Consider the following 20,800-nt stretch of genomic DNA (forward strand, 5'->3'; position numbering starts at 1 on the left):
ACCCATGCCCGCCTCCCTGCACTGGCTGCTGACCGCCGTCCTCAACGGTTTCAGCCAGATTTTCCTGCTGGTCCATCCCGTCTGCGGTGCACTGCTCCTGCTCGCCTTCGCCATCGGCGCCCCGATGTTGCTGATCGGTGCCCTGCTCGGCACGCTCGTCGCCACCCTCGGCGCCTGGCGGCTGGGTTACGGACGGCGCGACATCGGCGAAGGCCTGTACGGCTACAACGCCGCGCTGCTGGGTGCGCTGCTCACGCTCACGCTGGGGGTGACGGTGCTGGCGCTGGCGCTGACCGTGATCGGCGCGTGGCTGACGGCCTTGATGCAGGCCTGGTGGTTGCGTGCACGGCAGCGCGGGCCCTGGCCGCCGGCCTACACGCTCGCGTTCGTCCTGCTCGGCGTGCTGGCAGTGCAATCGCTCCAGGCGCTGGGACTGGTGCCGCCAACAGTGGTTGCCGTCCCCATAGCCGACGGCTGGACCGCATGGCCCGTGGCGATCGTTCGCGGCGTGGGGCAGGTGATCTTTCTCGACCATGCCCTCGCCGGGTTATGTGTGCTGCTGGCCCTCGGCGTTGCCGATCGGGCGGCACTGGGCTGGGCATTGGCCGGCTCCGCCCTCGGACTGGCGCTGGCCCTGGCGATGCAGCTACCGACGGCGCCGCTGCTGAGCGGACTGGCAGGCTACAACGGCGCGCTGATTGCGCTCGTCCTGCGCGGTCTGCCGGGCGGGCGGCTGATGCTGCTGCCGGGCGTCGCGCTCGGCCTGCTGATGCAGCAGGGCCTACTGCTGCTCGGGCTCGCGCCGCTCACCCTGCCCTTCATCCTGTGCGGATGGCTGGCACAACTGGCACGACGCCTCACCCGCCCCGACCGCCTCCGCGCGCGCTGAACTCAGCCCTTGGTGGCACGCGGGTCCTGGTCGCGCGGGTAGGTCCGCTCTTCCTTGATCTGCCCGTCGGTGCCGTGGATCTTCACCGAACCGACGCGCAGCTTCATGTAGTCGCGCGTCTCCTGGACGACCTCGTCCTGCGTCCGCGCCTCGATCAGGACGCGCTCGTCGCCCTCTTCCTTGAGTACCCAGCGGTTCTGGTCCTGTGTGATGTGATAGTTCTGCATGGTCCTTCCTCGGATTTACAACCTGTGCGTTAGAACAACGGCACGATCGGGCGTTCGCAAACTTTCGTTATTTCGGCAACTAACCATTCGTCAGCCGCTTGGCTGGCTATATGAACTACCGCCGTTAGCTGGCGCTCTGTAATCATGAAACCGGCAACTAATTACCGGCTTCGCGTCTAAATCCATCGAGGAGAAAAAGACATGGCTAACAAGAACCCCGGCAACTTCGCCAACGACCGTGAAAAGGCTTCCGAAGCAGGTCGCAAGGGCGGCCATAACAGCGGGGGCAACTTCGCGAACGATCGGGAAAAAGCCGCTGAAGCCGGCCGCAAAGGCGGTCAGCACAGCCACGGCGGTGGCCGCAAGAGCTGATTTCGCCGCCGCTAAAAAGGGCAGGAGCCGCGTTAACGCTCCTGCCCTTTTTATATATGCGCGATTACTTCGGCAGAGGATCAGTTAGCCAACTAACTTTTTCCAACTAGACTTTGCCAACTAACAGCGCTGCGCCATATATCGGCCAGTTATTTCAGGGCATCCCTATGAAACAACCTGCCAACTCCACCGAACCGATGAATCCCGGCGACGAAGCACCGGCGGGTACGCCCGGCACTGGCGAAAACATCTGCCCCGCCTGCAATGGCACCGGCAGGCTCAATGGCGAACCATGCGAACACTGCGGCGGCAGCGGGCGCGTCATCGAAGGCATCGGCGGTGCCTGATCTCGCCGACGCATCGCGCCTGTGAGCCATCGTGCCCGTGAGCCGAAGCGCATTCGCCGATCCCATCCTCGCCAGCCTGCTCGACACCGACTTCTACAAGTTGACGATGATGCAGGCCGTGTTGCACCACTACCCGGACGCCGAGGTCGAGTGGGCGTTCCGCTGCCGTACCGACGAGGACCTGAGCCCCTACCTTCCGGCCATCCGTGAGCAGCTCGAGGCGCTGGCCAGGCTGCGCGCCACGCCGCAAGAGCTGGCCTTTCTCGAAGCCATCCCCTTCATGCGCGCGGATTTCATCCGGTTTCTCGGCCTGTTCCGGTTCGACCTGCGCTACCTGCACCTGGCCGTCGAGCATGGCGAACTGACCCTTCGACTCGCCGGGCCCTGGCTGCACGTCATTCTGTTCGAGGTCCCGCTGCTGGCCATCATCAGCGAGGTGCGCAATCGCGCTCGCTATCCCGAGGCCACTCTGGAGCAGGCAGCCGAGCGCCTGGACGAGAAATGCCGCTGGCTGGCCGAGCAGGCGGACGAGGCGACGCTCGCCGACCTGCGGGTCGCCGACTTCGGGACTCGGCGACGCTTCTCGCGCGCGGTTCACGGCGTGGTGGTCGAGCGGTTGAAGGACAGCTTTCCCGGCTGCTTCGTCGGGACCAGCAACGTGCACCTGGCCCGCACGCTCGGGCTCAAGCCGATGGGGACCATGGCCCACGAATGGATCATGGCGCATCAGCAGCTCGGCCCGCGACTGGTGGACAGCCAGAGCGCCGCGCTCGATTGCTGGGTGCGCGAGTACCGCGGCGCGCTCGGCATCGCGCTGACCGACTGCATCACGATGGATGCCTTCCTGCGGGATTTCGATCTGTACTTCGCCAAGCTGTTCGATGGCCTGCGACACGATTCGGGCGATCCGCTGGTCTGGGCGGAAAAGGCGATCGCCCATTACGAACGGCTGGGCATCGATGCACGTACGCGCACCTTGGTGTTTTCCGACGCGCTGGACTTCGCCAAGACGCTGCGCATCCACCGCGCGCTGGCCGGACGGGTACGCACCAGCTTCGGCATCGGCACCTACCTGACCTGCGACCTGCCGGGTGTCGCGCCGCCGAACATGGTGATCAAGATGACCCATTGCAGCGGCCAGCCGGTCGCCAAGCTGTCCGACTCACCGGGCAAGACGATGTGCACCGACCCGGCGTTCGTCAGTTACCTCAAGCACGTTTTCCAGGTCGATTAGCGATCGGTCCCGCTGAACAGCGTGGGCCCCGAGCCGTCGGCGTTGAGCTGGGCGATGCGCACCGGCGTGCCCGCTTCGTCCAGTTCCAGCCAGCCGATGCCGGCACCGTTCCACAGGCGTTCGCCCGCGCGGCTGCGGTCCGGGATGCGCGGCACGACTTCCAGGCGCCGGCGCTTGGTCATCCAGTTCAGCGGCGAGCGGGGCGAATAGAGCCAGCGATTGAGTCGGTCGAACCAGTCCAGCAAGCGCGGCGGAAATTCGTTCTTCACACCGCTGCTGGTGATCTGCCAGATCCGCGGGCCCTCGCGACGGCCGCGCAAGTGGATTTCGTAGACGAAGGAGTAATGCACGTCGCCGGAGAGAATCACGTAGCGTCCCGGCGTGCGCGAGTGACGGAAGATGTTGAGCATCACGTGCGCCGCGCCCCGGTGCGCCATCCAGTTTTCCGCATCGACCAGCAAGGGATGGCCGGCCCAGGTGAACAGCCGCTGGATCGCCTCGATCAGCTTGACGCCGAACATCGGCGCCGGCGAGACAATGATCACCGACGGTTTGTCGAGCAGCGCCTGCTGGAATTCCGACAGGGCCTCCCAGTCCATCAGGCCGGACGGACGACTCAGCCGGCTCTCGCTGCGCCATCGGCGCGTGCGGGTATCGAGCACCACCACCGGCGGCTGGGTATCGAGCGCGTAGCCCCAGCCCGGATGCGCCAGCACCGCATCGACGAGTTCATCGTGCGCCACGCAATCCAGCCGGCCGGCGGCGTCGACCCGCCCGCTCAGCCCGGCGACGCGATCGAGTAACGGCCGGTAGCGCTCCGGCTCGTTGCCCGCGCCCTGGCACAGCAGGTAGGCGATCAGCGCGTTGCCGATGATCCGCCGCGAAAACGGGTGGCCGTAGGCGCTCTCTTCCCAGCGCGCCGAGAGGTTCCAGTCGTCAGTGATGTCATGGTCATCGAAGATCATGGCCACCGGAATCTGCGCAAGCGCGCGCGCCACGTTCGGCAAGCCGTCGCTGAAACGCTTCACGCAGATCGCTTCCCGCGCGTAGCGTGCCGCCTCTTCAGCAGGCAGCTCGGGCGGTTGCGGATCGATCAGCGACCAGGGTACCGGCGACCACGCCAGCAGGTAGAGGGCGATCACTTCGCCAAGCGTGACGAGATGGTTCTGGCCGTGGCTGGTGGTGAACACCGGCTTCTCGACGCCACCGAAGAACCGCTCGCGCAGCGCCTCGGTGGACTCGAACGCCGGCAGCAGGCTCTCGCGGCCATAGTAAGACGCCGGGTGTCGGTAGAGCGCATCGCTGTCGTCGACCACCGCGCCGCGCAAGCATTCGCCATACAGGCCGAGCCGGCCGATCAGCGCGTGGATGGCCGCCAGCATCGGGCCGGCGACGTCATCGGCGTAGACCTGGTCGCCCGTCATCAGCAGCAACCCCGGCCGCTCGGTCGGCCGATCGCGCGTCTGGGTGAGCACGCGATCCACCTCCAGCAGGCCATCGGCCGCCGGATGATGCGGTTTGCGGCAGGAGCCATGCAGCAGGCGATCCAGGCGCGACCGAATGACGAACGCCGGCAGCTGGCCGTCGGTGAGCAGGTGCGGCGCCCACGCCGCGATCCCTTGCCCCGAGGCGAGCCGCAGGTCGTATTCGATCAGGCAGTCTTCCGGCAAGGGCTCGCCCAGCGGCAGGTCGATCAGGTGCAGGCAAAGGTGCCGGCCCAGCACGATGCGCTGGCAGTGATCGCCGAGCGGCAGGCACCGCTCGGCCGACTGGCCATCCCTGGGGAACAGGTTCAGGTCGAGCGCCAGCGGTGCCGAGCCCACCAGCCAGAGCACCAGTCGGTCACGGCGCGCCTGACGAAGGATCGGACCGGCCAGCACCGGCGGCAGTGGCTCGGTGCCGTTCATGGCAACTCGTCGCGGCTCGGCATCGCGGGCATATCCGGCCCCGCGGGGCGCCTGTCGACACCGAGGCCAGCAGCGGAAGGTCGCAGATGGATGCGCGATAGATGAAGGATCAGGGCGTCGACTCCAGCTGAACAGGGCTGCGCAGGGCGCAGGCGGCGGTGGCTTGGAGGGCGCTGCCGGCCGTTGGTTCGGCCGGCGCGCGTGGGATCAACGCTGAGCGTCGATCTGGCCTTGCAGGTTGGCGATCTGGCTTTGCAGGGTGCCGATGTTGCGGGTCATCTGGGCGCGGAACGCATCGAAATCGGCGATGCCGACGCCCTGCGGCTGGCGGTTTTCCAGCTCGCTGCGCAAGACCAGCAGATCCTGCTCGAGCCGCCGGACCGCCTCGCTCTGATTGCCCTGGCGCTTGAGCGACGCGATCTCTTCGCCGAGACCGTCCAGCCGGGCGGCCAGCTTGCCGTGCTCCTTCACGGTCGCCTCGAGCGACGCCTGGCTCTTCTGCAACGCCTGGAGCGCGTCGCCATTTCGCGCGATGGCCGCCTGCTGCGTCGACTGGCTGCCCGCCACGGTTTCGATCCGCTTGTCCAGGCCGGCGACCTGCTTGTCCAGGTTGGCCTGGCGCCCCGCGAGGCTCTGCTGTTCGGTAGCGGCGGCGCGCTGCTGGCGCACCAGTTCGGCCACCTGCCCCTCGAGCTGCTTGATGCGCAGCTTCACGGCTTCGCTCTCGCTGGTCACGCTGGATTCGGTGGCGACCACCTGGCCGGAAATGTCCTTCAGCCGCCCGGCGGCCTCCTCGCTGATCTGTGCGAAGCTCTCCTGGGTGGCGACCAGCTGCCGCTCCAGCAGGCCGACCTGCTGATGGCTCCACCAGCCGAGCCCGCCCAACGCCACCAGCAGCGCCAGTACCAGTGCCCACAGCGCACCGGTGCCACCGGCGGTCTTCTGACGGCTGCGACCGCTGGCGCGCGCGGGCGAGGACGCCGGGCGAACCGGCGGGACGGGCTCGAGATCGGGTGCAGGATAGGGCTCGTCGTGATCGCGAGCCGCGCTCAGGCTGGGGATGTGTTCCAGATCGTCATCGGCATCGTTGCGCATCGGGGACCTTTCAGGCGCGTGACAAATGGCGGGCAGTATAACGGCCCGCGGCGCGCCCGGAACAAGCGGCGGCCCGCCACGCCCGGCAACCGGGGCGAGGCCACGGCTCAGGCCGCACCGCCAGCGTCCACCAGCCACTCACCGGCACCGTGCAGCAGCTGGCGGGTCAGCTCGGCCAACAGATCACCGCCGTTGCGCCAGTGGTGCCAGTACAGGGGCACGTCGATGAAGCGGCCGGGCAGCACATCGACCAGCTCGCCACGGCGGAGCGCGTCCCGCACCTGCAGTTCAGGAACCATCCCCCAGCCCAGCCCGCGCAGGAGCAACTGGAAGAAGCCCTCCGACGACGGGCAGAGATGGTGGTTGAACGGCCGCTGGATGCCCAGCGCCGCCAGGTAGCGGTGCTGGAGCTGGTCGTCCGGTCCGAACACGACCGCCGGCGCGCGCGTCAGGGCGTCCGCCGAGGGGTCGTCATTGAAGTGGCGCCGCACGAACGCCGGGCTCGCCAGCCCGCGGTAGCGCATCGCCCCGAGATAAAGGCTTCGGGCGCCGGCCAGCGGCGGTTCGGCGGCACAGACGCAGGCCGCCACCTCACCGGCGCGCATGCGCTTGAGCCCGACGTCCTGGTCTTCGATCACGTGATCGAACACGACCCGATGTTCGGCGCAGAAGGGCGCCACGGCGGCCGCCCACCAGGTGGCGAGGCTGTCGGCATTCAGAGCGATGCGCAGCCGCTCGGGCAAGCGGCTGTCGTCAAGGGTCGGCACCTGGGCTTGAAGGTCTCGCTCGAGCAGCCGCACCTGCTGGACATGATTGAGCAATCGCTGGCCCAGCTCGGTGGGGCATGGCGGCGCGCCGCGCAGCAGCACGGGTTGGCCTACCCGCGCTTCGAGCAGTTTGATGCGCTGAGACACCGCCGACTGCGACAGGCCGAGCGCCTGGGCCGCACGTTCGAATCCGGCCTGTTCGACGACCGCCGCCAGCGCCGCGAGAAGTTTGTAGTCGAGCATCGATTTTCCTTATCGCAGATGAGCAACATTGATTTCTCTTATACGCCGCAGCGGGCGAGACTGCCTACGACCAATCGGAGTCTCACCATGGCGTCCACGCGCTACACCTCACTCGATCCGGCCACCGTCTTCGTCCTGGAGGCGTCATGACCGGCCTCTGGCAAAGCTATTTCAACGGCCTGCTCGTGACGGGCGGCCTGATCATGGCCATCGGCGCGCAGAACGCTTTCGTGCTCGCCCAAAGCCTGCGCCGCGAGCATCACATGGCGGTCGCGCTGCTGTGCATCGTCTGCGACATCGCGCTGGTCAGCGCGGGCGTGTTCGGGTTGGCGGCCCTGCTGACCGAGAGCCCGACGCTCCACGAGATCGCTCGCTGGGGCGGGGTCGCCTTCCTGCTCTGGTACGGTGCGCAAGCCCTGCGTCGGGCACTGCGCCCGCAGGCGTTGCTGCAGGGCGAAGGCACTCGCCGGTCCCGGCGGGCCGTGCTGGCCACCACCCTGGCCGTCACGCTGCTTAATCCGCACGTGTATCTCGACACCGTGCTGCTGATCGGCTCGCTCGGCGCGCAGCAACCCACCCCCGGCGCCTATGCGCTCGGCGCCGCGTGCGCATCGACGGTCTGGTTCCTGGCCCTCGCGCTCGGTGGCGCCTGGCTCGCGCCCTGGCTGGCGCGGCCGCTGACCTGGCGCCTGCTGGACATCGGCGTGGCCTGCATGATGTTCTTCATCGCCGCGCAACTCATACGCGGTCTGTAGCGATCCGACATGACGCGACGCTCTGGCACCTGCTTTTCCACACGGTTGCTGCGTGGTCTCGGCGCAGGTCGGGTGCTATGATCGGCCGCTCGCGGAACGGGGAGAACGCCCCGATCCGCCTGTCAGGCCGCCCGTGAACGGCCATCCCATGCAAGCCAGTCGCACCGAAGTCCAGGCGATACGGGCCAAGAAGTCGAGAACACTCACGCCCGGATCGCAGGTCCGACGCTTGCAAGCCGCACCATCTTCGACACCTGAAGCAGGAGATAGAAAATGGCTTTCGAATTGCCGCCGCTGCCGTACGAAAAGAACGCCCTGGAACCGCACATTTCCGCCGAGACGCTGGAGTTCCACCACGGCAAGCATCACCAGGCCTACGTCACCAACCTGAACAACCTGATCCCGGGCACCGAGTTCGAGGGCAAGGATCTGGAAACCATCATCAAGACTTCGAGCGGCGGCATCTTCAACAACGCCGCGCAAGTCTGGAACCACACCTTCTTCTGGAACTGCATGTCGCCCAACGGCGGCGGTCAGCCAACCGGCGAGCTGGCCGAGGCGATCAACAGCGCATTCGGTTCGTTCGACAAGTTCAAGGAAGAATTCACCAAGACGGCCATCGGCACCTTCGGCTCCGGCTGGGCCTGGCTGGTCAAGAAGTCCGACGGCAGCGTCGGCCTGGCCAGCACCAGCAACGCCGTCAACCCGATGACCGAAGGCGCCAAGCCGCTGCTGACCTGCGACGTCTGGGAACACGCCTATTACATCGACTACCGCAACGCCCGTCCCAAGTTCGTCGAGGCGTTCTGGAACGTCGTGAACTGGGATTTCGTCGCGAAGAACTTCGCTGGCTGATTTGCACTGTCCCGAAAAAAGCCCGGCCCTTCGCCGGGCTTTTTCGTTGATGCGCCCCACAAGGGCGACCTGTCACCCGTCGGGACGACCAAAGAAACGCAACGGGTGGTCGATAAATAGGTTTCGGATGCGCCGAACGGCTAAAGCCGTCATGCTATTGGCGACGGCATACTGTCACTTCGCTAGTATCTATACGCTCACCACCAGGGCTATCTGCACAGACTCATAGAGGGAATGCGGTTTGAAGCTCGAGTTGCGAAACAGCCTGTCACGCAAGCTTCTGCGCGTCGTCCTGCTCTCGGCGATCGGCGTGGGCGTGCTGCTGAGCTGTGCGCAAATCGTCTACGACGCCTTCACGACACGGCAACTGATCGTCTCCGATGCACAGCGCATTCTGCGAATGTCCGCCGATCCCTCCACCCAGGCGATCTACAGCCTGGACCGCGAGATGGGCGCGCAGGTCATGGAAGGGCTATTCCAGCATGAGTCGATCAGCTATGCCTCGATCGGCCACGAAGGCGAAGAGCTGCTCGCCAGCAAGTCCCGCCCGCCGCTTTCGTTGCCGACCCGCTGGCTCACAGACCCGATCCTCGGCGCCGAGCAGCGGTTTTCCACGCCGCTGATCGGCCGCGCGCCCTACAGCGAATACTACGGCGACCTCACCATCACCCTGGATACCGGCCTGTACGGCAAGGGCTTCGTCGTCGACTCGATCATCATCTTCGTGGTCGGCACGCTGCGGGCGCTGGCGATGGGGTTCGCGCTGTACGCCATCTATCAATGGCTGCTGACGCGACCGCTGACTCGCCTGATCGGCGAACTGGTGCAGGTCAACCCGGACCGCCCGAGCGAGCGCAAGCTGCCGATGCCGGTCGGCCATGAACGCAACGAACTGGGCCTGCTGGTCAATACCACTAACGAGCTGCTCGGCTCGATCGAGCGCAACATGCAGCTGCGCCGCGAAGCCGAGAGCAGCCTGGAGCGGATGACCCATTACGACTTCCTCACCGGCCTGCCGAATCGCCAGCAATTGCAGGATCAGCTGACCGAAATTCTCGAAGACGCCGCACGATCGCAACGCCACGTGGCGGTGCTGTGCCTGGGGCTCGACGACTTCAAGGGCATCAACGAGCAGTTCAGCTACCAGATCGGCGATCGCCTGCTGATCACCATCGCCGATCGGCTGCGCGCACAGACCGGTCGACTGGGCGTACTGGCTCGCCTGGGGGGCGATCAGTTCGCGCTGATCCAGCCGGGAATCGAGCAGCCTTACGAGGCGGCGGAACTGGCGCAACGGGTGCTCGACACGCTCGAGGCGCCCATCGTGCTGGACGACAAGCCGGTTCGCCTGCGGGCCACGGTCGGTATCACGCTCTCGCCGGATGACGGCGACAGCTGCGAGAAGCTGCTGCAAAAGGCCGAGCACACCATGACCCTGGCCAAGACCCGCTCACGCAGCCGCTACCAGTTCTACGTCGCCAGCATAGATACCGAGATGCGGCAGCGCCGGGAGCTGGAAAAGGATCTGGGCGAAGCACTGGACAAGGCCCAATTCCACTTGGTCTACCAACCGCAATTCGACTACGGCCTGGGCCGCATCACCGGCGTCGAGGCGCTCATCCGCTGGCAGCACCCGGAACGCGGCATGGTGCCGCCGGATCGCTTCATTCCCCTCGCCGAGCAGAACGGAAGCATCCTCGCGATCGGCGAATGGGTGCTCGGCCAGGCGTGTCGCCAGCTGCGCGAATGGCATGATCAGGGGTTCACCAGCCTGCGCATGGCGGTGAACCTTTCGACCGTGCAGCTGCACCACGCCGAACTCCCGCGCGTGGTGAGCAACCTGATCCAGATCTACCGGCTCCCGGCGGGAAGCCTGGAAGTCGAGGTGACCGAAACCGGCCTGATGGAAGACATCGACCTGGCGATGCAGAGCCTCAACAGCCTGCGACGCTCTGGCGCGCTGATCGCGATCGACGATTTCGGCACCGGCTATTCCTCGCTCAGCTACCTCAAGAGCCTGCCGCTGGACAAGATCAAGATCGACAAGAGCTTCGTCCAGGACCTGCGCGAGGACGACGGCGACGCCACCATCGTTCGCGCGATCATCCAGATGGGCAAGAGCCTGGGCATGCAGGTCATCGCCGAGGGCGTCGAGACTCGCGAGCAGGAAGCCTACCTGATCGCCCAGGGCTGCCACGAAGGCCAGGGCTACTATTACAGCCGCCCCGTGCCGGCGCGCGATCTCGCCGTGCTGCTCGCGCAGCAGGGCACGGAAATTCCCGCCGCGCTTTCCTGACCGACCGCACCGACCGATCAGGCAGGAATCCCATCGCACCGGCATGGGCGCAAGGGGCCTGCCTTCGTCATGAGACGAGGGCGACGAGTGAACTCCGTCGCCCCCTCGTTACCCTCGCGCACGCAATCGACGGCATTCGTGACTTTCCAAAAATGCAAATGTTTCGCATTATGTTGCGCCACTGAAGCGTGCCCGCCGCGCTTCCCAAGGACCTGTCCGACAGGCGCAACGCAAACGAACGCAAGGATAACGTCATGCTACGCACCCCATCCTGGGCTACCGCAAGCCTGCTGGCCGTCGCCATCTCCCTCGCTGGCTGCGGCGAAGACAAGGAACAGAACACCGCCGAGGCCCCTGCCCCGCAGGCCCAGGCGCCCGCCGTGCAGAGCGCGACGCCGGCCGAGCCGGCACCGGTCGCCGTCAGCGAAGAAGCCGCTTCCAAGGTCGTCAACCATTACGCCGACCTGGCCCTGGCCGTCTTCAGCGACGCCCATGCCGCCGGCGTGAAGCTGCAGGAAGCCGTGAACGCCTTCCTGGCCAATCCGAACGATGAAACCCTCACGGCCGCCCGCCAGGCCTGGCTGGCCGCCCGCGTGCCCTACATGCAGACCGAAGTGTTCCGCTTCGGCAACCCGGTCGTGGACGAGTGGGAGGGTCAACTCAACGCCTGGCCGCTCGATGAAGGCCTGATCGACTACGTGGCCGGCGACTACCAGCACGGTCTCGGCAATCCGGGCGCGACCGCCAACATCGTCGCCAACGAGCAGATCCAGGTCGGCGAAGACACGATCGACGTCACCGAGATCACCGGCGAGAAGCTTGCCAGCCTGAACGAACTGGCCGGCTCCGAGGCGAACGTCGCCACCGGCTATCACGCCATCGAATTCCTGCTGTGGGGCCAGGACCTGAACGGCACCGGCCCAGGTGCCGGCGAGCGTCCGGCGACCGACTACGTCGAAGGCGAAGGCTGCACCGGCGGCAACTGCGATCGTCGTCGCGCATATCTCAAGGCCGTGACCGACCTGCTGGTCGACGACCTGAAGGTGATGGTCGCCGAATGGCAGCCGAATCAGGACGGCAACTACCGCGCCACGCTGCTGGCCGAACCGGCCGAAAACGGCCTGCGCAAGATGCTGTTCGGCATGGGCAGCCTGTCGCTCGGCGAACTGGCCGGCGAGCGCATGAAAGTCGCGCTGGAAGCCAACTCCACCGAAGACGAGCACGACTGCTTCAGCGACAACACCCACAACTCGCACTTCTACAACGCCAAGGGCATTCGCAACGTGTACCTCGGCCAGTACCAGCGCATCGACGGCACCACGCTGGAAGGCCCGAGCCTGTCGTCGCTGGTGCAGGCGCAAAACCCGGAAGTCGACGCCGACCTGCGGGCCGACCTGGAGACCACCGAAGCCAAGATGCAGGCCCTGGTCGAGAGCGCCGATAACGGCAAGGCCTTCGACCAGCTCATCGCCGCCGACAACCAGGAAGGCCAGGAACTGGTGCGGGCCGCCATCGCGGCGTTGGTCGAACAGACCGCCGCCATCGAGCAGGCTGCCGGTGCCCTGGGCATCGACAACCTGAACCCGGACACCGCCGATCATCAGTTCTGACCGGAGACGGCCCGGGTCAGCCCGGGCCGTCAGCCCTGCCCTTGAATCGCCTGGTCGCCTGCCGACCGCCCAACCTCATCGCCCCGTGCGACCGGTACCTCTTTCGATGCGCCCGCTGTACCTTCCGCTTGCCGTCTTCCTAGCCATCAGCCTGAGCGGCTGCGACGAGACCGACCCGCGCTTCCTGAAAGCCGAGCCGGGCGAGGCGTTGTCGGGTGGAGACGCAACGGTGAGGCAGCAGGATCACAACGCCTTTTCCCTGCCTTCGGCGAACCTGCCGCCCTTGCGCCGGCTGGACTTCAGCGTCGGCAACAGTTTCTTCCGTAATCCCTGGGTCATCGCGCCGGCCACGACCACGGCCCGCGACGGCATCGGCCCATTGATGAACACCAATGCCTGCCAGAACTGCCACATCAAGGATGGCCGCGGGCACCCCCCGGGACCGGACGCCGCCTCGTCCGTCTCGATGCTGGTGCGCGTCTCGATCCCGGCGGACGAGCAGCACCAGGCATTGCTGGAACGGCTCGGCAACATCCCCGAGCCCGTCTACGGCGGCCAGTTGCAAGACATGGCCAACCCCGGCGTCGAGCCGGAGGTGCGCATCCGTGTCGACTATCGACCGGTCGAGGTCGAGCTGGACGACGGCACCCAGATCACCCTGCGCGACCCGGAACTGAAGCTCGACCAGCTCGCCTATGGCCCCCTGCACCCGCAAGCCCAACTTTCGGCACGGGTTGCACCGCCCATGATCGGCCTCGGTCTGCTGGAAGCCATCCCCGAGGCGGCGATCCTCGCCAATGCCGACCCGGAAGACCAGGACGGCGACGGTATTTCCGGCCGTGCCAACCGTGTCTGGAACACCCGCACCCAGTCGACCGACCTGGGCCGGTTCGGCTGGAAGGCCGGATTGCCGACGCTCGAGCAGCAGAACGCCCAGGCCTTCGCCAGCGACATGGGGCTGACCAGCATGCTCGCCACGCTGGACGATTGCACCGAGGCACAGCTGGCCTGCCGCTCTGCCGCGCACGGAGGTACGCCGGAGGTCAGCGACAAGCTGCTCGATGCGGTGACCTTCTACACTCGCAACCTCGGGGTTCCGGCGCGCCGCAACGTGGACGACGCTGAGGTTCTTCGCGGTAAAAGCCTGTTCCATCAGGCGGGCTGTGCGAAATGCCATGTGCCGACCTTCACCACCGCGGCCGAAGGCGTCGAGCCGGAACTCGCCAACCAGACCATCCGCCCCTACACCGACCTGCTCCTGCACGACATGGGCGAAGGCCTGGCCGATCACCGGCCCGAATTCATCGCCAACGGAAGGGAATGGCGCACGCCGCCGCTCTGGGGCATCGGGCTGACCGAAGCCGTGAGCGGACACACCCAGTTCCTGCATGATGGCCGTGCGCGCAACCTGCTGGAGGCGATCCTCTGGCATGGCGGCGAAGCCGAGCAGGCCCGCGAGGCGGTGATGGCCTTCGACCGCGACGAGCGCGCGGCGCTGCTCGCCTTTCTCGAATCCCTTTAAGGCCCAACGATCAGCCACGAGGTACAGCCCCATGCTTTTCGACCGTTCCCTGATTGCAGCCTGCGCCACGGCCGCGATCGCCCTGGCGCTCGGCGCCTGCGCGCAGAAAGATCCCTACCAGGCGGCCAGCGCAGGCCTCGCCGATGGCGTGCTGCTGCCGGCCTATACCCAGTGGACGGAGACCGACCGCCGCCTCGCCGCCAGCGCCCGCGCCTTCTGCGCCGGCAACGAATCCCTGGCCGATGCCCGCCGCGTACTGCGTGATGCACAACTGGCCTGGAGCGGCCTGCAACCGATGCTGGTCGGCCCGCTCGGCGAAGGCAACCGCGCCTGGCAGGTGCAGTTCTGGCCGGACAAGAAGAACCTCGTCGGCCGCCAGGTCGGCAACCTGCTCAAGGCCAACCCGGACCTGACCAGCGCCGACGTCGAGGAAGGCAGCGTCGTGGTGCAGGGCCTTACGGCCTACGAATACGTGCTGCACGACAAGACGGTCGACCTATCCGACGCACAGGTGAGGGCCCGTTACTGCCCGCTGCTGATCGCCATTGGCGACCATCAGCAGAAGCTGTCGGCGGACATCCTCGGCCAGTGGGAAGGCGACGATGGCATGGCCTCGCAACTGCGCACCTTTCCCAATGCACGCTACGCCGACCCCAACGAAGCGATCGCCGACCTGCTGCGCGTGCAGGTGACCGCGCTCGACGCCCTGAAGAAAAAACTCGGCACCCCACTCGGCCGCCTGAGCAAGGGCCATCCGCAGCCTTATCAGGCCGAAGCCTGGCGCAGCGGAGCCTCGCTGCCGATGATCGGCGCGGCGCTGGCCGGGGCCGAAGCGCTCTGGCAAGGCGGCAAGGAGTCGGGGCTGCGCTCGCTGGTCGACGACGCCCATGCCGACCTCGCGAACCGCATCGATCAGGCCTACGCCAGCGTGCGCCAGACGGCCGACAGCTTCGACGAGCCATTGGCCGAACTGGTCGGCACCGAAGAAGGCCGAACCCGACTGGCCGAGCTGTACGAGCAGCTCGATACCCTGCATCGCCTGCATCAGAACGACCTGGCCCAGGCACTTGGCGTGCAGATCGGCTTCAACGCCCACGACGGAGACTGAACATGAAGCGCCGCGCATTTCTCGGAATCGGCGGCGTGCTGGCCGCGGCCAGCGCATTCGGCGGCTGGACCCTGACCCATCGTGCCGGCACCGGCCCGCTGCTGCTGTCGGCACGCGACGGCAGCGATGGTCGCCATTACGCGGTCGGCTATCGCCTCGATGGCACCCAGGCGTTCGCGACCCCAGTGACCGAGCGCTGCCATGATGTCTACGCCCACCCGGCGTTGCCGCTCGCGGTATTCGTCGGCCGGCGACCGAGCCGCGAGAGTTACCTTGTCGATACCCGCGATGGCACCCTGCTGCAAACCATCGATTCGCCGCCGGATCGGCACTTCTACGGCCACGGGATCTTCGATGCGGGCGGCGAGTGGTTCTACACCACCGAGAACGATACCTCCGAGCCTGGCCGCGGCGTGCTCGGCGTCTACCGCGTCGACGGCCGCCAACTGGCTCGCGCCGGCGAGCACAGCACGCACGGCGTTGGGCCGCATCAGTTGCTGTGGATGCCCGACGGCGAGACGTTCGTGATCGCCAACGGCGGCATCCGCACCGAAGCCGACAGTCGCGAAAAGATGAACCTCGACGCGATGGAGCCCAGCCTCGTGCTGCTCAAGCGCGATGGAACGCTGGTCAGCAAGGAGCGGCTGCCCGAGCAGATGAACAGCGTTCGCCATCTCGCCGTCGCGCGGGATGGCACCGTGGTGTCCGGCCAGCAGTACGAAGGCAACCCGCTGGACAAGGCGCCGCTGCTGGCGATCAAGCGTCCGGGCCAGGCCTTCCAGCCGTTCCCGCTCGGCGAAGCGCAGCGCCAGATGATGAACCAGTACACCGCCAGCCTGGCCATCCACGATGACCTGCGGCTGCTGGCCGTCACCGCGCCGCGGGGCAACCGCGTCTTCATGTGGGACCTGGATACCGCCGAGCTGCGCCTGGACGCGCCGCTGCCCGACTGCGCCGGCGTCGGGGCGGTCGACGAAGGCTTCGTGGTCAGCTCCGGCCAGGGACGCTGCCGCCTCTACGATTGCCGCGGCGAGCGCATCCTCGCCAGCGCACTGGAGCTGCCTGCGGGCCTGTGGGACAACCACTTGCGCCTGGCCTGACCACCGCGCGGGCGCCTGTTCCGCACGCATTCATCGCTCGCTCGCACGGCGGCGCCCGGCGGCTTTGACTAACCTCCGGGCGCCGACTAATGTGCACAGCCTGCCCTTCCGACCGGAAGGCAGGCCCCGCCACCAAGGCTCCTGATTCGACCCAAGGAAAGGTACATGTTGCGCCGCCGCATGCTGATCATGCTGGGCGCGGTGATCGTCGTCGTCTTGATCCTCGCCGCCTTCAAATACAACGCCATTTCCCGCCAGATCGCCCAGTTCCAGGCACCCAAGCCGGCCGTAGCGGTGGAGGCCGCCGAAGCGCGCCTGCAGACATGGCAGTCGCAGCTGCGCTCGATCGGCACCCTGCGCGCCGTGCAGGGCATCGACCTGACCACCGAGGTCGCCGGCACGGTCAGCGCCGTGTCGTTCCGTTCGGGGCAGAAGGTCGAGAAGAACCAGCCGCTGATAGTCCTCGACGCGGCCGTCGAGCAGGCCAACCTCGCCACCGCCGAAGCCGAGCTGGGCCTGGCACGCGCCGAGTACGAGCGCGGCCGCAGTCTGCTAGCCCGCCAGGCGCTGTCGCGCAGCGAATTCGACCGCCTCGAAGCGAGCCTCCAGAAAGCCAGCGCATCGGTCGAGCAGTTGAAGGCCTCACTGGCAAAGAAACGCATCCTCGCGCCCTTCAGCGGCACCATCGGCCTGCGTCAGGTCGACCTCGGCGACTACCTCAGCGCCGGCACGCCGATCGCGACGCTCCAGGACCTCAGCACGCTACAGGTCGATTTTTCGCTGCCCGAACAGCAGGTGCCACAGGTCGCGGTCGGCCAGCCGGTCCGCCTGGAACTGGCGGCCTACCCCGGCGAGACGTTCGAAGGCACGATCACGGCGATCAACCCGAAGGTCGACATCAGCACACGCAACGTCCAGGTGCGCGCCGAGCTCGACAACCCGGACGGACGCCTGCTGCCGGGCATGTTCGCCGATCTGCGGGTGCTGCTGCCGATCGAGGCGCCGCGCGTGGTCGTGCCGGAAACCGCGGTCAGCTACAGCCTGTATGGCGATGCGGTATTCGTGGTGGTGGACAAGCCAGCGGCTGCGGCACAGGCCGATGCCGATGCCGATGCCGATGCCGATGCCGAACAGGCTGCCAGCCCTGCCGCGAGCGACGGCCTTGTGCTCGAACGGCGATTCGTCGAGACCGGCGATCGCCGCGATGGCCTGGTCGTGCTGACCGAAGGCATCGAGCCAGGTGAGCGCGTGGTGGTGGCCGGGCAGCTCAAGCTGGACAACGGCACACCCGTCACGCTGGCCGAAACCCGCACGCTCGACCCGCGTACGCCCGATACGGCCGAGTAACGGCTCATTGCTTCCCGACCGGGGCGACGACGCCCCGGCGAGATAGGAAACAGACTCATGGCACTGACCGATCCTTTCATCCGGCGCCCCGTGCTGGCGACCGTCGTCAGCCTGCTGATCGTGCTGCTGGGCTTCCAGGCCTTCACCGAACTGAACGTGCGCCAGTATCCGCAGATGGAGAGCGCACTGATCACGGTGACGACCGCCTACCCCGGCGCGAATGCCGAGACCATCCAGGGCTATATCACCCAGCCGTTGCAACAGAGCCTCGCGAGCGCCGAGGGCATCGACTACATGACCTCGGTGAGCCAGCAGAACGTCTCGCTGATTTCGGTCTATGCCCGCATCGGCGCCGACACCGACCGGCTCTACACCGAGCTGCTCAGCCAAGCCAACGCGGTCAAGAACCAGTTGCCGGCCAACGCCGAAGACCCGGTGCTGAACAAGCAGGCGGCCGATTCGACGGCGCTGATGTACGTCAGCTTCTACAGCGACGAACTCAGCAACCCGCAGATCACCGACTACCTGTCGCGCGTGGTGCAGCCCAAGCTCGCCACCTTGCCGGGCATGGCCGAGGCGGAAATCCTCGGCAACCAGGTGTTCGCCATGCGCCTGTGGCTCGACCCGCTGAAGATGGCGGCCTACGGTATTTCCGCGGACGACGTGAACGAGGCCGTGCGCGCCTACAACTTCCTGTCGGCGGCGGGCGAGATCAAGGGCGAGTACGTAGTGACCGCCATCAATGCGCAGACTGACCTCAAGACGCCCGAAGCCTTCGCCGCGATCCCGATCAAGACCGAAGGCACCAGCCGGGTGCTGCTTGGCGACGTCGCACGCATCGAGATGGGCGCCGAGAGCTACGACGCCGTCAGCTCGTTCAATGGCATTCCGTCCGTCTACATCGGCATCAAGGGCACGCCGAGCGCCAACCCGCTGGACGTGATCGCCGAGGTTCGCAAGGTGATGCCGGAGATCGAGGCGCAGTTGCCGCCGGCCTTGAAGGCGACGATCGCCTACGACGCCACGCGTTTCATCCAGGCCTCGATCGACGAGGTGGTGAAGACGCTGTTCGAGGCAGTGGCGATCGTCGTAGTGGTGGTGTTCCTGTTCCTCGGCTCACTGCGTTCGGTGCTGATACCGGTGGTGACCATCCCGCTGTCGATGATCGGCGTGCTGTTCTTCATGCAGGCGATGGGCTACTCGATCAACCTCCTGACGCTGCTGGCGATGGTGCTGGCGATCGGGTTGGTGGTCGACGACGCCATCGTCGTGGTGGAGAACATTCACCGTCATATCGAGGAAGGCAAGACCCCGACCCAGGCCGCCCTCGATGGCGCGCGCGAGATCGCCATGCCGGTGGTCTCGATGACCATCACGCTCGCAGCGGTGTACGCGCCGATCGGCTTTCTCGACGGCCTGACCGGCGCATTGTTCAAGGAGTTCGCGCTCACGCTGGCCGGCGCCGTGATCATCAGCGGAATCGTCGCGCTGACCCTGTCGCCGATGATGTGTTCGCGCCTGCTGCGCCACGAGGTGAACGAGCATGGCTTGGCGCACCGCCTCGACCAGCTCTTCGACCGTCTGCAGCAGCGCTATCGCCGCGCCTTGCATGGCACGCTCGACACGCGGCCGGTGGTGGTGGTGTTCGCCCTGATCGTGCTGGCCCTGATCCCGGTGTTCCTGATGTTCACCAACAGCGAACTGGCACCGGAAGAGGACCAGGGCATCGTTTTCATGATGGCCAACGCGCCCAAGCCGACCAACCTGGATTACCTGAACGCCTACACCGATGAGTTCCTGGAGATCTTCGAGTCGTTCCCGGAGTACTACTCCTCGTTCCAGATCAACGGTTTCGATGGCGTGCAGAGCGGCGTCGGCGGCATGCTGCTCAAGCCGTGGGACGAGCGCGAGCGCACGCAGATGGAAATACTGCCGCAGGTCCAGGCCAGGCTCGATCAGATTCCCGGGTTGCAGATCTTCGCCTTCAACCTGCCCTCGCTGCCGGGCACCGGCGAGGGGTTGCCGTTCCAGTTCGTGATCACCACGGCGAACGACTACGAGTCGCTGCTGCAAGTGACCGAGCGCATTCGCGAGCAGGCCCAGGCCTCGGGCAAGTTCGCCTTCCTCGACGTCGACCTGGCGTTCGACAAACCGGAGATCGTGGTCGACATCGATCGCGAAAAAGCCGCGCAGATGGGCGTCTCGATGGAAGACATCGGCACGACCCTGAGCACGCTGCTCGGCGAGAGCGAAATCAATCGCTTCACCGTCGACGGCCGCAGCTACAAGGTGATCGCCCAGGTCGAGCGGTCGTACCGGGACAATCCCGGCTGGCTCGACAACTACTACGTGCGCAACGAACGCGGCGAGTTGCTGCCCCTGGCCACGCTCGTCACCGTTCATGACCGTGCCCGGCCTACCCAGCTCAAGCAATTCCAGCAGCTCAATGCCGCGATGATCCAGGGTTTCCCGATCGTCAGCATGGGCGATGCGATCGACACGGTGCGCAGCATCGCCGAGGCGGAGGCGCCCCAGGGCTTCACCTTCGACTACGCTGGCGCGTCGCGGCAGTACATCCAGGAGGGCAACGCCCTGTTCGCGACCTTCGCACTGGCGCTGGCGATCATCTTCCTGGTGCTCGCCGCGCAGTTCGAGAGCTTCCGCGATCCACTGGTGATTCTGGTCACGGTGCCGTTGTCCATCGCCGGCGCGCTGGTTCCGCTGTTCCTCGGCTTCTCCAGCATGAACATCTACACGCAGGTAGGACTGGTCACCCTGATCGGCCTGATCAGCAAGCACGGCATCCTGATCGTGGAGTTCGCCAACCAGCTGCGTCGCGAGCAGGGGCTGGGTATCCGGCAGGCCATCGAGGAGGCGGCGGCGATTCGGCTTCGTCCGGTTCTGATGACGACCGCCGCGATGGTGTTCGGCATGGTTCCGTTGTTGCTCGCCAGCGGTGCCGGTGCGGTGAGCCGGTTCGACATCGGCCTGGTGATCGCCACCGGCATGTCGGTGGGCACGCTGTTCACCCTCTTCGTACTGCCGACCGTCTACACCTTCGTGGCGCACCGCGACGAGACCGTCGGCAAAACGAACGAAGTACAGACGCCTGCATGACGCCGAGCG

Annotated in this window: 17 protein-coding genes; 13 read left to right on the forward strand and 4 right to left on the reverse strand. The window is 66.3% G+C overall.

Annotation, left to right across the window (positions count from 1 at the left end; all coding sequences use genetic code 11):
- Positions 1 to 4 precede the first annotated feature (4 nt).
- Positions 5 to 889 carry an urea transporter gene (locus D7325_RS12560; protein ID WP_120994529.1) on the forward strand — a complete coding sequence of 295 codons (885 nt, stop codon included), beginning with the start codon at positions 5 to 7 and terminating at the stop codon, positions 887 to 889.
- Positions 890 to 891: 2 nt separating this feature from the next.
- On the opposite strand, the gene D7325_RS12565 is transcribed toward D7325_RS12560, so the two are convergent.
- Positions 892 to 1,116 carry a DUF2188 domain-containing protein gene (locus tag D7325_RS12565; RefSeq protein ID WP_120994530.1) on the reverse strand — a complete coding sequence of 75 codons (225 nt, stop codon included), beginning with the start codon at positions 1,114 to 1,116 and terminating at the stop codon, positions 892 to 894.
- A 201-nt stretch (positions 1,117 to 1,317) separates the two neighbouring features.
- On the opposite strand from D7325_RS12565, the gene D7325_RS12570 reads away from it, so the two are divergent.
- The 3 genes from D7325_RS12570 to pncB all read left to right on the forward strand — a co-directional run bounded on the left by D7325_RS12570 (position 1,318) and on the right by pncB (position 3,069).
- Positions 1,318 to 1,488 carry a con-10 family general stress protein gene (locus tag D7325_RS12570; protein ID WP_120994531.1) on the forward strand — a complete coding sequence of 57 codons (171 nt, stop codon included), beginning with the start codon at positions 1,318 to 1,320 and terminating at the stop codon, positions 1,486 to 1,488.
- A gap of 167 nt (positions 1,489 to 1,655) precedes the next feature.
- Positions 1,656 to 1,835 (forward strand): hypothetical protein, encoded by a 180-nt coding sequence (locus D7325_RS12575; protein WP_120994532.1) that lies wholly within the window; start codon positions 1,656 to 1,658, stop codon positions 1,833 to 1,835.
- A 37-nt stretch (positions 1,836 to 1,872) separates the two neighbouring features.
- Positions 1,873 to 3,069: a nicotinate phosphoribosyltransferase gene (gene pncB, locus D7325_RS12580; RefSeq protein ID WP_120994533.1), complete on the forward strand. Its 1,197-nt coding sequence runs from the start codon at positions 1,873 to 1,875 to the stop codon at positions 3,067 to 3,069.
- Here pncB and D7325_RS12585 read toward each other — a convergent pair.
- The 3 genes from D7325_RS12585 to D7325_RS12595 form a co-directional block, all read right to left on the reverse strand.
- On the reverse strand, positions 3,066 to 4,976 hold the full coding sequence (locus D7325_RS12585; protein WP_177431777.1) for an alkaline phosphatase D family protein: 1,911 nt from the start codon (positions 4,974 to 4,976) through the stop codon (positions 3,066 to 3,068). The two genes, pncB and D7325_RS12585, sit on opposite strands and share 4 nt — an antisense overlap.
- Before the next feature lie 207 nt (positions 4,977 to 5,183).
- Positions 5,184 to 6,071, reverse strand: a complete 888-nt coding sequence (locus D7325_RS12590) for an ATPase (RefSeq protein WP_120994534.1) — start codon at positions 6,069 to 6,071, stop codon at positions 5,184 to 5,186.
- Positions 6,072 to 6,178: 107 nt separating this feature from the next.
- Entirely contained in the window at positions 6,179 to 7,081 is a 903-nt protein-coding gene (locus D7325_RS12595; protein ID WP_120994535.1) for a LysR family transcriptional regulator ArgP, read from the reverse strand.
- Between the two features lie 146 nt (positions 7,082 to 7,227).
- Between D7325_RS12595 and D7325_RS12600 the strand changes: the two genes are divergently transcribed.
- From D7325_RS12600 to D7325_RS12640, 9 genes are all read left to right on the forward strand, one after another.
- Positions 7,228 to 7,836 carry a LysE/ArgO family amino acid transporter gene (locus tag D7325_RS12600; protein WP_120994536.1) on the forward strand — a complete coding sequence of 203 codons (609 nt, stop codon included), beginning with the start codon at positions 7,228 to 7,230 and terminating at the stop codon, positions 7,834 to 7,836.
- A gap of 273 nt (positions 7,837 to 8,109) precedes the next feature.
- The gene (locus tag D7325_RS12605; RefSeq protein ID WP_120994537.1) at positions 8,110 to 8,691 is read left to right on the forward strand and encodes a superoxide dismutase; all 582 of its coding nucleotides are present in this window, start codon (positions 8,110 to 8,112) and stop codon (positions 8,689 to 8,691) included.
- A 241-nt stretch (positions 8,692 to 8,932) separates the two neighbouring features.
- A complete protein-coding gene (locus D7325_RS12610; RefSeq protein WP_120994538.1) occupies positions 8,933 to 10,987 on the forward strand; it encodes a putative bifunctional diguanylate cyclase/phosphodiesterase in 2,055 nt (684 codons plus the stop codon).
- Positions 10,988 to 11,241: 254 nt separating this feature from the next.
- Positions 11,242 to 12,597 (forward strand): imelysin family protein, encoded by a 1,356-nt coding sequence (locus D7325_RS12615; RefSeq protein WP_120994539.1) that lies wholly within the window; start codon positions 11,242 to 11,244, stop codon positions 12,595 to 12,597.
- 106 nt (positions 12,598 to 12,703) lie between these two features.
- Positions 12,704 to 14,119 carry a di-heme oxidoreductase family protein gene (locus D7325_RS12620; protein WP_120994540.1) on the forward strand — a complete coding sequence of 472 codons (1,416 nt, stop codon included), beginning with the start codon at positions 12,704 to 12,706 and terminating at the stop codon, positions 14,117 to 14,119.
- A 31-nt stretch (positions 14,120 to 14,150) separates the two neighbouring features.
- Complete coding sequence (locus D7325_RS12625) at positions 14,151 to 15,227, forward strand: imelysin family protein (RefSeq protein WP_120994541.1); 1,077 nt, start codon at positions 14,151 to 14,153, stop codon at positions 15,225 to 15,227.
- 2 nt (positions 15,228 to 15,229) lie between these two features.
- Positions 15,230 to 16,327, forward strand: coding sequence for a DUF1513 domain-containing protein (locus D7325_RS12630; protein ID WP_120994542.1), 1,098 nt, complete (start codon positions 15,230 to 15,232; stop codon positions 16,325 to 16,327).
- A gap of 168 nt (positions 16,328 to 16,495) precedes the next feature.
- Positions 16,496 to 17,674 (forward strand): efflux RND transporter periplasmic adaptor subunit, encoded by a 1,179-nt coding sequence (locus tag D7325_RS12635; RefSeq protein WP_425452264.1) that lies wholly within the window; start codon positions 16,496 to 16,498, stop codon positions 17,672 to 17,674.
- A 57-nt stretch (positions 17,675 to 17,731) separates the two neighbouring features.
- Complete coding sequence (locus D7325_RS12640) at positions 17,732 to 20,791, forward strand: multidrug efflux RND transporter permease subunit (RefSeq protein WP_120994544.1); 3,060 nt, start codon at positions 17,732 to 17,734, stop codon at positions 20,789 to 20,791.
- Positions 20,792 to 20,800: the final 9 nt, after the last annotated feature.

It is taken from the genome of Stutzerimonas urumqiensis (assembly GCF_003640395.1).
In the GTDB taxonomy this organism is placed as follows: Bacteria; Pseudomonadota; Gammaproteobacteria; order Pseudomonadales; family Pseudomonadaceae; genus Stutzerimonas; species Stutzerimonas urumqiensis.

Coding starts and splice junctions, on each gene's coding strand:
- D7325_RS12560 (WP_120994529.1), top strand. CDS start 5: ATGCCCGCCTCCCTGCACTGGCTGCTGACCGCCGTCCTCAACGGTTTC.
- D7325_RS12565 (WP_120994530.1), bottom strand. CDS start 1,116: ATGCAGAACTATCACATCACACAGGACCAGAACCGCTGGGTACTCAAG.
- D7325_RS12570 (WP_120994531.1), top strand. CDS start 1,318: ATGGCTAACAAGAACCCCGGCAACTTCGCCAACGACCGTGAAAAGGCT.
- D7325_RS12575 (WP_120994532.1), top strand. CDS start 1,656: ATGAAACAACCTGCCAACTCCACCGAACCGATGAATCCCGGCGACGAA.
- D7325_RS12585 (WP_177431777.1), bottom strand. CDS start 4,976: ATGAACGGCACCGAGCCACTGCCGCCGGTGCTGGCCGGTCCGATCCTT.
- D7325_RS12590 (WP_120994534.1), bottom strand. CDS start 6,071: ATGCGCAACGATGCCGATGACGATCTGGAACACATCCCCAGCCTGAGC.
- D7325_RS12595 (WP_120994535.1), bottom strand. CDS start 7,081: ATGCTCGACTACAAACTTCTCGCGGCGCTGGCGGCGGTCGTCGAACAG.
- D7325_RS12600 (WP_120994536.1), top strand. CDS start 7,228: ATGACCGGCCTCTGGCAAAGCTATTTCAACGGCCTGCTCGTGACGGGC.
- D7325_RS12605 (WP_120994537.1), top strand. CDS start 8,110: ATGGCTTTCGAATTGCCGCCGCTGCCGTACGAAAAGAACGCCCTGGAA.
- D7325_RS12615 (WP_120994539.1), top strand. CDS start 11,242: ATGCTACGCACCCCATCCTGGGCTACCGCAAGCCTGCTGGCCGTCGCC.
- D7325_RS12620 (WP_120994540.1), top strand. CDS start 12,704: ATGCGCCCGCTGTACCTTCCGCTTGCCGTCTTCCTAGCCATCAGCCTG.
- D7325_RS12625 (WP_120994541.1), top strand. CDS start 14,151: ATGCTTTTCGACCGTTCCCTGATTGCAGCCTGCGCCACGGCCGCGATC.
- D7325_RS12630 (WP_120994542.1), top strand. CDS start 15,230: ATGAAGCGCCGCGCATTTCTCGGAATCGGCGGCGTGCTGGCCGCGGCC.
- D7325_RS12640 (WP_120994544.1), top strand. CDS start 17,732: ATGGCACTGACCGATCCTTTCATCCGGCGCCCCGTGCTGGCGACCGTC.